Genomic DNA, 11,721 nt, shown 5'->3' with positions numbered 1-11,721 from the left:
CAACATATTTTTTCGCCAGATCCCTCTGCCCTTCGTTTGTAGCGAGGGGGAGAGGGATTTTTATACATTAGACGCGAGGGATTCGCGCGGTAGCAGGACAGTTTTTCCGCAGTTGCGCGGAGATTAGACACCACCTCATCCGTCAGTCGACAGATACACCTCTCTCCTTATGGACTCACATCACCACCCCACCGCTGTGAACGCGGTACCCCCCTCCTGCCAGGAGGGGAAACTTCGTGCTACCAATTAACTACCATATTCCAATTTAACTACCGGCCCAGTTTCTCCTCCTTCTAGGAGGAGTCCCCGAGGAACGAGGGGGAGGTGGTGAAGCAACCTGACAGACCAGACCACGCGAAAGGATTCGCGCGGCAGCAGATAGCTCTGCCAACTTTAATTCCCTACATTTGAACCATCAACAGCGCAATATCAGCTATGGAAGAAGAGAAAAAACAACCGGCGGAAACAGAAAATATACCTGAAAAGAAAACGGACGGCGACTGGATTGACCGGGCAGAAGCCAAAATTGACGAAGCTGCCGAAAAGATCCACCAGAGTGAAACCTACCGCAAGGCCGACGAAAAACTGGAAGACGTCACCAAAAAGCTGTTTCGGAAGGCAGGGCGTTTGTGGGGGAAGTTAAAATAACTGTATGACCCTCCTCCCCCTCGTTTGCAACGAGGGGTAGAGAAAGCACCACCCCGTCAGCGAATTCATGTCTTCTATTCCATGGCTAACGTTTTATCGCTGCCACCCCTCCTTGGAGGAGGGGAAACGTTCGTGCTGTTGCTTGATTACTAATTCTAAAAATGAATTGGAATATTATCATTTCTCCTCCTTCGAGGAGGAGTGGGCTTTTGCGACGCAGGAGTAAAAGGTCGAGGTGGTGATCATTTTATAATACTTTCACCTACCACCCCATCCGTCAATCGACGGATACCTCCCCTCCTCCAAGGAGGGGAAACGTTCGTGGAACTGATTAAATTCTTTATTTCAAAACTTAAATTGGAATACATCATTTCTCCACCTAACCCCTCGTTGCAAACGAGGGGCTGGGAAGTAAGGCCGGGGCTGTATGTTCTACGTAAAGACAGCCCCGGCCTTTATTTCTACTGAATCCCTCGAGGTAGGTGTCCGGCCTATATTATTTGCCTTATTAATGCAAAGTAAGTATTAATCTACTGCTTCTTTCATGTGTAGCTCCATACCTAATTGCTGCATCATACCCAGCTCATCAAACAGCTCGTTTTCTTCAACAATCTTATGGTGCTCCAGTCGGCAAACCGTATAAGCCTGCATTTTAACTTCTTTTCCGGTCGCCGGAATTCCATCCAGATCGCCGGTGTGCACACAGGTAAATAAAACACGGGTAAAAATCTTATCATCACTAACAAGTGTATCCAGAATTTCCACATGCGACTGCCCAAAAGCCGCGGCATACATCTTATACAGATTTTTATACTCCTCAATACCGGTACAGGTCATAGTTGGTGAGCTATACACAACATTGGGTGAAAGACAGTCATCAAGCACGGCGATATTACGCTTGTTCCACAATTCATCATACACGTGCTCAATAAACTTTTTGTTTCTACGCTCTTGTTCTTGTAAATGTTTAAATTTTGCAGCTTCTAACATGGCAATATAATTTTTGGTTACGCGGGATTATACGTCTTCTTTAGCTAAAAGTTGTTGTGGGAAAAGAGATAAAAAAACTGAAGATTGCTTCTCCGTCAGCTGACAGAAGGTGAAGCAATTTGTAATTTAACCACCCCACCGCTGTAAACGCGGTTCCCCCCTCCTGGCAGGAGGGGAAACGTTCATGCTGTTGGCTTGATTACTAATTCTAAAAATGAATTGGAATACAATCATTTCTCCTCCTTCGAGGAGGAGTGGGCTTTTGCGACGCAGGAGTAAAAGGTCGAGGTGGTGTAATTAACCAGACCACCCCGTCAGCGAATGCATTTCTATTACTTCATCCTAAATATTACATCGCTGACACCCCTCCTGAACCCCCTTTGTCAGCCATCGCCAATGCCCTACCCTGACATTTCCCCCAAGTGGGGGAAACAAAGCGGAATATCTGATTTTATGGAGGGGAAACTTCGTGCTATATCAACCATTCCCTACTCAACCACTGGCTCCATTTCTCCTCCTGGGCAGGAGGAGTACTCCCGATTTCATCGGGAGGGAGGTGGTGGCGTCCTGCTACATAACATATTGATAACCAAATGTATTTTCCATAATTTTATAAGCGTTAAACCACAAACGGTTAATCCAGAACCCTCTGAATCTACCGTATTTTTTTTAACACCGATCTGCTCACATGCTACTGAGGTAGCATGTACTCGCCTACTTAAACCCTTGGCGTGCATACAAAAAAGGCCACCTGCGCCGGCAAGCAAACAGGTGACCCTGAATTAATAACCATTCCATAATTATTAAATCACTCAAATATGTCAAATTTAACTGAGAGTAAGAAACGCGATTTTGTTTCGCAGTTAATCGTGATCCTGCAACAGAATTCAAGCCTTCTTACCGACAAGGGTTTCGACCCTACCGCAAAGATCACACAGTTACAAACTGAATTGGCAACTGCCGACGATGCCGAAGGCAAACAGATTGAAGCGGCGGCTGCAGCCAAAGATGCTACTAAACTGGCCAACGACACCCTCGATGTTGCGTACACCGATGGTTCGGCTACAGTTGATCTGATAACGGGTTTACTGGGTAAAAAAGATAACCTGGTACTGGAGATCAAAAAACTCCGTAATACCGGACATTCTTCTAAAAAAACTCCGGTAACGGAATAACTACCGACGTGATAAAACCGGAGGAGCTTGCCGGCTCCGGTTTTTCATTTTATGCTGGTTCCGATTTGCAATCGGGACCTTTTTTATACAAAACTTCTCTTCTCCCGAATTGAAGACAGATTTCCGACTTACAAAATCACTTAAAATTTATTTCTGAACTCCGGTAATCATGCTTTTACCCTTGGTAATAAGGCCGCTCCCCTTGGGTATCATAGTTATTACCTAAGGTATTACGCCTATCCCATAGGGAATACCTATTATCCTTTAGGTAATTATCGTTCTACCCAAGGTAATAATGGTTTTACCCTCGAGGATCATAGATATTACCTAAGGTATTGCTCCTATCCTTTAGAGGATATCTATGATCCTTTAGGTAATTGTCCTTCTACCCTTGGGTAAAAGGCCTGTACCCAAAATGTGAAAATCGCTGAAAGGCTTGTGGAGAAAGGGATTTTGGAGAATTATATTAAATCTTTTAAAGTTTCTGCTTTACGAAGTTTGGATAGAGAACCATAACGAATTACTGGATTCCCATGAGAAAATTTCACCTCATTTTTAAGATATCGTTTTTGGGAAAGCTTTAACACATAGTACAAATCCAATGATTCTTTTCTTGGGATATACTCTCCAAACTCGATGAATTTGCGTGGGACTATAGATATTTCATCAACCTCAAAGTAAGATGAAACATTATGAATGTAAGGAGCAAAATATTTTATTTTATTCAATCTATCCAGATTTGCCGATCCTACGGGCATGTGATAAATAGCTGTGTTCTCTTTTACGAACATATCTTTTTGTTTCTCACTTGCCGTAAATCCAACTAATACTGTTCCATCCGGCTCTTCGTATCTTAATCCTTTCTGAGGTATGGTTTCACCAAGAATATTAGCAGAGTCGGCATTTAATATTGACTTCAAATGCTCTTTCAATAAATCCTTATTATCGTAATCTTTACTTGAAGGCAGCAATGGAAATGCTCCAATATTTACTTCATTTATCGATTTAACAAAATACTCACTTTCAAAATCCTCTTTTTTCCCTCTTCCCGGAAACAGAACATACCCACCAATTACTTCCTTCGATTTTACCGACTTCTTTAAATCGCGATAATAAATTGCATCGCGATAGCGATGCATTTGATTGATACTATCATCCGTTGGAAAGTCCACCTTATTTTCTTCTATATCGTTCACCCTGTACTTTGCATCATATAAATAAGTACACTCAAAAGCATCCTGAATATCATCTTTTCGCACTTTTAATACAATATCTGGCTGTTGAGGGATGGTATAAGATCCTGCCTGCTTAGTCGAACTAGAATAGCTTACTTCATGAAATAACTCGATTTCCTCGTTTGTGTGGGTATTTATAAAAGTTATTCTCGATTTTTTCCCTTCTCTTAATTGAAAAACGAAATTTTGAAAATGGACTTCTGACAGTTCAGCAGTTAATAATTCAACTCCTTCAATGGAACTAATAAGCTTTTTCATTTGAAGGAAACACCAAATTTCATATAACTCCGAGATATCCTTTAAACCAATCTTATTAACTCCTTCAAGAATATCTATGCCTTTTTTGAAAAGAATCCAGCTTTTATACACCTGTGCGTAACCAGTGCGTTTTTGAAGAACATGAGACTCCTGCTTCATTCCTTCAAACTTTCCTATATTTCTAAAAAAAGAGTTGTGTTTTAGTTTTTTTAATTCTGATTCATAGGTTTCAAGATTTTTTAAATATTCTTTATCCATCTGTTTTTCGAATTGGTCCTGAATCTTTGTCAAAATGCTTCTGTATGTCCGGTAAATTTGAGTTATGGTGTATTTTACAAAACGGTTTTCAAGTGTATCAAGAGTTAGCTTTTGCTCGTTGTAGCCAAAATATTTTCTTTGATTTTGACGGTTTTCGGCCACTTCCTCTTCAAGTTGTGGCGACCATCTTTTTATTTTTTCCGCTTTTGTAAACCTTGTTTCGGTAACTAAATTATTATGCGGCTTGTTTAATACATATTTTAAAGCTTTAAGATATTCCTTAATTATTCGCTCAAAAATTGATATCCAAATGAGCTGATTATTAACATGCCCCTGCTGCTGAAATGTGGAGTATGTTTTCTTTAAAAAGTCGAATACAAGATTGTTGTATTCATTGTTTATATCGCGTAAAAGAATATTGTAATCACTTTTGAAGTCGAGTTTTCGTGAAACAACATCAAACGTAAAGGTGTCTTTAAAAAGTTTGCCTTTATGTTTGAATGATATTACAAAGTCAAAAGTTCCGGGATTATTTCCGAACTGAATAGTTCCTGATAAAAGTTTTACTTTATCGCGATAGTGAAAAGCCTGAGTAATTTCTTTTCTTTTATGAAGAATTGTTGGTTTTGATTCTGGTTCTTCCTTAAAATAAACATCAAACAAATAATTAGCATTTTCGAAGAATACAGGAGATGTTTCTTCTTCCAATGCTTGCCCAACCATTGCTTCGTTTGCCAAATTTAATATCCGCAACTCGTTGTTGGCTGAATCTGAATCTAGGCTATAGCGTGTATACTCAAAAGCATTTTCGCTACAGCGACTATAAAACATTTCCCAAGACTTTTTTAGATTCCCTGAGAAAACTGTCAGTTCATAAAACTCAGTATGTAATGCAAGTACCTGCATTATGGCCAGTACGATGTATATTGATATTTCTCCAATCGAACTTTCATCTCATGAAGCTTTTTCGAAGAATTCTCAAAATTCTTGTCTTGAAGAAGCAATTCGAGTTTCTCAATCGGTTCTTGGGTTTTTTCTTCATCACCTTCTATTCTTGGAAGAATTTTCATGTTAAACAGGGTATCTAAAGCCGAATCTTTCCATTCTGCCGAATCTTCTTTCGAAATCATTCTATTATTTGCAAAATAAATCAAGAATTCATCTCGAACCCGGTAGGCAATTTGAAATGGGCTACCACTTAAGGCGTCGTTCACTCTTTTCAGAAAATCAATAACATCATCAACAAGCTGTTCTTCCCCCTTATCTTTTAAATATAAAGCAGCCTGTGAACCTGAAGTATATTTCCCCAGTACAAGATCTGGAGAAATTGCTTCCGAAGGATAAGACAACTCTGAATCGTTATATAGGTTTCCCTCCAGATTTATATCATTCATCTCAATGGTCATGGCGCGGTCCAGTACTTTTCGACTAAACGAATGTGTAGTCTCATCCATATTAACCGTACCGACAACAATCAAATTTGGCGGTAGCGCCAATCCATGTTCAAAGAAACGTTCTTTTAGGGCTCCATCCGTAATTTCAAGATCATCCCATATTCCCTCTTCATCGTAGTCTTTAAAAATTTTAGCATCTACCAATGCATCAGTAACAATCTCTCCATCTTTCACGCTTCTGGTTTCAACCACACTCAAGTATTCCGCAAAGTATTGTTCAACTGGTGCCAGATTCATTTCATCAAGACAAACAAAAAACGGAACATCTTTATATTTCCATGCCTTTGCCAAAAACTTTACAAATGGAGTTGAAATGTACTTTTTACTTAACTGCGACACATAACCCAAAAGTTCAGTACTATCGTGCCAATTAGGTTTTACTTTTATTAATTCGTAATTGCCGGGTTTATTTTCTAGATTTTGAAGATCATCTTTTTCGGGGCAAAACTGATAAGCCAATTGTCGAACCAATCTCGTCTTTCCAGTACCCGAAAGCCCCGCAAGAATTAAGAATGGTTTAGTTTTAATCGGTAGAATATAATTTAAATCCATTTGATTTGGGTTTTGGATTGGATACGATTTGATAATTTTGACTGTCTCAATAATTTTATCCACTTCCGGGATATTGAAAGTCCCACCATAAATATCCTGAATTAATTTTGCTGCCTCAATAGTAAATTCGAATAAGTATCCTTGATTTACTCCTCCATTTCTATTAAAAGGCTTTTTCTCAATGCTGGAAAGAGCATTGTCAAAAGCATTTTTTCTTATCGCGAGTTCACTAATGTCAATCACACGCTCTAATTCGTATAGAGCAATATCAATTCTATATCCTTCCCTTCCCCATTGTGATTGTTCGTATATGTTTTCGGATTCATAACTATCATTTTTTGCGATCGAAATCCCTTTAATTCCTTTAGAATAGTTAAAAATTATATCCCCTTTCTTTACATACTTCATATTCTCCCAATGGAACCTTCGCTTTCCATCTTTATCCAATTTAGGTGCCCATAAGAACTTTTTACCTTGGTCTTTGGTGAAAGTACTACCTTGACAGACAAACCATAAGCTCGGTAGTCCAATTTTCTTAGGTTTTATTTCAAATCCATTTTCCTCTAATAGTTTAAAACATTCAGTTCCTTCCCCTCCCTTAAAGCTTTTACGGTCTAATTCTACTCCATTAGCAAATATGTTTGCATAAGAAACAACTAATTTGGGAGGTAATAATTCTCCATTAAACAGAACATCATATGTACTCGAATGAGCATTGTTTGGAATTCCTTCTTTAAGAATTTTTTCAGCCGCATCTGTTAAATGCTGTTTTGTAATGTTTACTGGAATTGTCATTTCTTTAGATTTATTAGTCAATGTTTGATTTTATATTTTCAACCACCAGAGCACAATCTTTTCGGATTTCCTGTCCAGTATAACGCAAAACGATAAATCCTAGCTTTTGAAGTTCCCTATCAATGTTTCTATCTCGCAACGCTTGTCGTTCTGTTCTTTCATGATATGTGTGTCCATCAGCATAAATGCATAGTTTAGATTTTCCCGAATGCACATAAAAATCTGGAATTGTTAAAATAGTATCGAAATCTATCTCTTTTGGGAACTCATAAAAACTGCCATCTTTATTGATTCTCCTTTGCATTACCATTTCGATATTCTGCTTCCGAAGTTCTAATAATAAAGATCTTTCCAATGGACTTTCGGATTTAACAACACAATTATGACACTCCTTCCATTTAAATTGACATTCATTGCACAAATTCCAATTAGATCTTTGGTCCCAAAATTTTTTAATTTTTTGTGCATCTTCTCCCGAACATTCAAAACTTTCAGTGATTCTAGTTAAACCCGTTGCTGAGTTTATTTGGTCAACTAGTTCATTAAGGGCATTTTCATTAACTAATTTTGAAATTTCCCAGTTATCTAGTTTTAATGAAATTTTATATTCTCCTTTTTTTACATGTTCTACATGAATTGGGGTTCTATTAATAATCATAGTTTAGAAATTGAATGTAAGTTGATTTTTTTTTAAATGTATTAAGGATATTGTTTAATAGCAAAGATATATTTCAAAAAATGTATTACCCCTAAAACCTTCCACCCCAGCTTCCTTAGCTACGAAATTGTCACCGGCTTGAAATACACCCCATCACCAACCTACTCCACACCAGCCAGCGAGCGTGGAATGGTCAGCAGTTCGGTTTGGCGTCCATCGATATAACGTACGGTATCGCCATCGAAAAAGGCATCTTCTTCGAGCATAATGCGTATCTCCTTGTTCCACTCGCTGATGTTTACCGCAGCGTTTAGCTCAATGGCATAGGCGGTATTGGCATAAAGCGGGTAGTCGCCGGCCCCGGGAACGCCGTCCTGCTGGTCCCACAACCCAATGGTTGGCCCGGCAGCATGCCCGTGAAAGCCGAGAGGATGGGTATAAATACTTGCTTTTAAACCCTCGGCCTTACATTGTGCGAGCGCGGCTTTTAGTATGTCGTTACCCGATAAACCGGCTTTAAAGCTGGAGGTAAAAATATCCTGCACGCGGTTGGCGGTTTTAAAGGCGGCCTTCAGATAAGGGGGTGCCGTAGTTTCGCCCGGCTGAAGCACATAGGCATGTTGCTGCGTGTCGGTATTCAGGCGCAGGTAGGTAATGCCAAAATCGACATGTAAGAGGTCGCCCGGCTGAATGACCTGCTCGTCGGGATTTTCGGAGAAGGCCTGCAAATGATCGAACTTTTTGGTGTCGGCACGTTGAATTTCCACCGAGGGATGAAACCAGGTGGTAAACCCCAGTTCGCGAATGCGATTGCGGTACCACCACACCACATCGTTGGTAGTGGTTACGCCCGGCTGAATTACTTTTTCGGAAAATCCTTCGGCAATGATCTGGTGCGCCATACGTACAATATTCGCATAAACGATCATTTCGGAGGGGGTGCGGGTTTCGAGCCATCCAATGGCCACGTTTTCGGCACTTACCACCCGCGAGCGGTAGTTGTCGGGCAGCACCTCCATAAGCTTGTCGTACAGTGTGGATGACAGTCCGTCGGCCAGCGCAAAAGTCTCCGATTTGTTGATACCTATTTTCGCAGGATCTTTGGCGGCTATGATCTCCGCCAGTGCTTTCCACTGATCGGGCTGCTCCTCTTTGTTCCATATGGTTTTAAAAGTATTTCCGGTGTCGTAGCGAGACACACCAAAGGTTTCCAGTGGCTTTCCGTCGCCCGGATCGTAAGCGATTAACATGGTGGTTCGTCGGGCCGATTGCCAGGTGGCGGGCAACAGTGTTTTTATCACCGGATCTTCGTTGTATTCGCGGGCCATCACCAGCCACATATCCACACCGGCCCGGCGCATTACTTCGGGCAATACCGTTTCTACCCGCTCTTCGAGCCAAACATCTACCACTTCGGCACGTTGTTGCATGTCGAGCGTTTTTGGGAAATACGGATTTTGTGCCAATGCCGGAAAACAAAAAAGAATAAACAATACTAGCGTAAGAGTGGATTTTTGGTTTGTCATACGAACGGATTTATAAATATTATGATTAAACAGCGCTTAAATGTAGTAATTTTTAGGTTAGACCACGCGAAAGGATTCGCGCGGTAGCGGAGAAGGAGAAGTTGCCTTCACCACCCCATCCGTCAGCTGACGGACACCTCCCCTGCTGAGAGGAGGGGAAATTTTCGTGCTAGTGGCTTATTTGGCATCCAGAAATTGAATTGGAATGCAATCATTTCTCCTCCTTCGAGGAGGAGTGGGCTTTTGCGACGAAGGAGTAAAAGGTCGAGGTGGTGATTAGCAGACTGGTATATTAACCACCCCTCCGCTGTAAACGCGGTTCCCCCCTCCTGAACCCCCTTTGTCGGCCAACGCGCGAACCTTACCCTGACATTTCCCCCAAATGGGGGAAACAAAGCGGAATATCTGATTTTATGGAGGGGAAACATTCGTGCTATTGGCTTTGTTTTATACTCAAGTCATGCATTGAAAAAAGAATATTTCTCCTCCTTCGAGGAGGAGTGGGCTTTTGCGACGAAGGAGTAAAAGGTCGAGGTGGTGATGAATAGGCTGTGGTGTTTTCACCACCCCGTCAGCGAATTCGTTTCCGGTATTCCATAATAAATATTGTATCGCTGCCACCCCTCCTGAGAGGAGGGGAAATTTTTGTGCTAGTGGCTTATTTGGTATTCCAGAAACTGAATTGAAACAGGATTAGTTTCTCCTCCTGCTAGGAGGAGTACTCCCGATGGAATGCAATGGAATTGGGAGGGAGGTGGTGATTTCATTACACGTTCCTTCTTTTCTCCCCAAATTCAATAATATCCTGCATAATAACCTCTGGATACTCATACACCCATCGATTTTCATAACGTAGTACCGTTATTCCCAATTTATTTAACTCCTCATCGCGTTCAGTATCCCGGGCAATACTATTTAAATCTGCGTGGACCTCTCCGTCTAATTCAATGGCCAACATCAACTCAAAGCAGAAGAAGTCGACAATATATTTTTCTATGGAGTGTTGCCGTCTGAATTTATAACCACCAACCTGACTTTTCTGAAGTATTTTCCACAAAGTGGCTTCGGCAGCTGTACCGTGATTGCGCAAATGTTTTCGGATCGGTTTGAAGAACCTGCGATTGTGGAGTTTCATTTTTTGTTTAAAGTTAGTGAATTGAGGTAATAATATTACCACCCCACCGCTGTTAACGCGGTACCCCCCTCCTGATAGGAGGGGAAATTTTCGTGCTCCTTAGCCGTTCATATCTTTAAGGTTTACGGGCTTCGATAGCTGCCGAAACAATATAATCGTGAATGGTTGTGCCCGGTGCCCATTCGCGGATGAACTCGCGGCTTTCGTCTTTTGGGCTGATCTTTATCTCGGTAAATCCGGCCCGGGTAAGCATTGCCTCCAGTTCGTCGGTGGTAGAGGCTCCCGAGATACAACTCGAATACAGGGCCATATCTTCCAGCACCTTTTCGGGTAAAACGGTGGTGGCAATAACATCGGAAACGGCAATTCGCCCACCCGGTTTTAACACGCGGAACACCTCATCAAAAACCTTTTGTTTTTCGGGCGAGAGGTTGATCACACAATTTGAGATGGCCACATCCACACTGCTGTCGGCCACCGGAAGGTATTCGATCTCACCCAGACGGAACTCCACATTGGTATACCCGCCTTTCCGGGCATTTTCGCGAGCGGTGGAAATCATTTTTGGTGTCATGTCTACACCAATGGCCAGGCCGGTATTTCCCAGCTGGTTGGCTGCCAAAAATACATCAAAGCCGGCACCGCTTCCCAGGTCTAACACCGTTTCGCCCTTTTTTATGGCAGCAATGGCCTGTGGATTTCCGCAACCCAGCCCCAGGTTGGCACCTTCGGGAATAGCTTGTAACTCGTTTTCGGAATACCCCAATTGTGCCGATATGTGATAAAACGAACCGGTCGCTGCGTGGGCACAACAGCTGTTACCGTCGTCGGTGGCACATCCGCAATTGTTGTCATTATTTTCGACTACCCGGCTGTAATTTTCGCGTACAGCCTCTCTGATCTCATCGTGATTCTTTTTCATTCGTTTATAATTGTTTATTTTCTTGGTAACTCATGGAACTCGCATAATCATCATCCTGTGTATTAAAATGACATTTTATTATGCTCGTTTCATCTGTATAAATTTTAATTTCTAC

General features: G+C 41.4%; 9 protein-coding genes. 2 read left to right on the top strand and 7 right to left on the bottom strand.

The features are described 5' to 3' along the window. Positions 1–435 precede the first annotated feature (435 nt). The gene (locus SLH46_RS01680) at positions 436–648 is read left to right on the top strand and encodes a hypothetical protein (protein ID WP_320279404.1); all 213 of its coding nucleotides are present in this window, start codon (positions 436–438) and stop codon (positions 646–648) included. Between the two features lie 525 nt (positions 649–1,173). Here the strand turns inward: SLH46_RS01680 and SLH46_RS01675 are convergent. Further along, entirely contained in the window at positions 1,174–1,638 is a 465-nt protein-coding gene (locus SLH46_RS01675; protein ID WP_320279403.1) for an ester cyclase, read from the bottom strand. 818 nt (positions 1,639–2,456) lie between these two features. Here SLH46_RS01675 and SLH46_RS01670 point away from each other — a divergent pair. Further along, positions 2,457–2,813 (top strand): hypothetical protein, encoded by a 357-nt coding sequence (locus SLH46_RS01670; protein WP_320279402.1) that lies wholly within the window; start codon positions 2,457–2,459, stop codon positions 2,811–2,813. Between the two features lie 461 nt (positions 2,814–3,274). Here SLH46_RS01670 and SLH46_RS01665 read toward each other — a convergent pair whose 3' ends face one another. The 6 genes from SLH46_RS01665 to SLH46_RS01640 all read right to left on the bottom strand — a co-directional run bounded on the left by SLH46_RS01665 (position 3,275) and on the right by SLH46_RS01640 (position 11,606). Continuing rightward, positions 3,275–5,470 carry a DUF2357 domain-containing protein gene (locus SLH46_RS01665; RefSeq protein WP_320279401.1) on the bottom strand — a complete coding sequence of 732 codons (2,196 nt, stop codon included), beginning with the start codon at positions 5,468–5,470 and terminating at the stop codon, positions 3,275–3,277. Continuing rightward, positions 5,470–7,365 (bottom strand): McrB family protein, encoded by a 1,896-nt coding sequence (locus SLH46_RS01660; RefSeq protein WP_320279400.1) that lies wholly within the window; start codon positions 7,363–7,365, stop codon positions 5,470–5,472. Before SLH46_RS01660 ends, SLH46_RS01665 begins: the two co-directional genes overlap by 1 nt. Before the next feature lie 13 nt (positions 7,366–7,378). After that, positions 7,379–8,023, bottom strand: a complete 645-nt coding sequence (locus SLH46_RS01655; RefSeq protein ID WP_320279399.1) for a DUF559 domain-containing protein — start codon at positions 8,021–8,023, stop codon at positions 7,379–7,381. Between the two features lie 161 nt (positions 8,024–8,184). Continuing rightward, the gene (locus SLH46_RS01650) at positions 8,185–9,549 is read right to left on the bottom strand and encodes a M24 family metallopeptidase (protein ID WP_320279398.1); all 1,365 of its coding nucleotides are present in this window, start codon (positions 9,547–9,549) and stop codon (positions 8,185–8,187) included. 766 nt (positions 9,550–10,315) lie between these two features. Continuing rightward, positions 10,316–10,684: an endonuclease domain-containing protein gene (locus SLH46_RS01645; protein WP_320279397.1), complete on the bottom strand. Its 369-nt coding sequence runs from the start codon at positions 10,682–10,684 to the stop codon at positions 10,316–10,318. 115 nt (positions 10,685–10,799) lie between these two features. Beyond that, positions 10,800–11,606 carry an arsenite methyltransferase gene (locus SLH46_RS01640; protein WP_320279396.1) on the bottom strand — a complete coding sequence of 269 codons (807 nt, stop codon included), beginning with the start codon at positions 11,604–11,606 and terminating at the stop codon, positions 10,800–10,802. Between the last annotated feature and the right edge of the window lie 115 nt (positions 11,607–11,721).

The organism is Draconibacterium sp. IB214405 (assembly GCF_033963885.1).
Classification (GTDB): domain Bacteria; phylum Bacteroidota; class Bacteroidia; order Bacteroidales; family Prolixibacteraceae; genus Draconibacterium.
The sequence above is the reverse complement of the archived record's forward strand: the minus strand, read 5'-3'. Positions and strand labels throughout refer to the sequence as shown.

Bases quoted from the DNA above. Each gene is read 5' to 3' on its own strand.
- SLH46_RS01680 (WP_320279404.1), top strand. From the start codon at position 436: ATGGAAGAAGAGAAAAAACAACCGGCGGAAACAGAAAATATACCTGAA.
- SLH46_RS01660 (WP_320279400.1), bottom strand. From the start codon at position 7,365: ATGACAATTCCAGTAAACATTACAAAACAGCATTTAACAGATGCGGCT.
- SLH46_RS01655 (WP_320279399.1), bottom strand. From the start codon at position 8,023: ATGATTATTAATAGAACCCCAATTCATGTAGAACATGTAAAAAAAGGA.
- SLH46_RS01645 (WP_320279397.1), bottom strand. From the start codon at position 10,684: ATGAAACTCCACAATCGCAGGTTCTTCAAACCGATCCGAAAACATTTG.
- SLH46_RS01665 (WP_320279401.1), bottom strand. From the start codon at position 5,470: ATGCAGGTACTTGCATTACATACTGAGTTTTATGAACTGACAGTTTTC.
- SLH46_RS01650 (WP_320279398.1), bottom strand. From the start codon at position 9,549: ATGACAAACCAAAAATCCACTCTTACGCTAGTATTGTTTATTCTTTTT.
- SLH46_RS01675 (WP_320279403.1), bottom strand. From the start codon at position 1,638: ATGTTAGAAGCTGCAAAATTTAAACATTTACAAGAACAAGAGCGTAGA.
- SLH46_RS01670 (WP_320279402.1), top strand. From the start codon at position 2,457: ATGTCAAATTTAACTGAGAGTAAGAAACGCGATTTTGTTTCGCAGTTA.
- SLH46_RS01640 (WP_320279396.1), bottom strand. From the start codon at position 11,606: ATGAAAAAGAATCACGATGAGATCAGAGAGGCTGTACGCGAAAATTAC.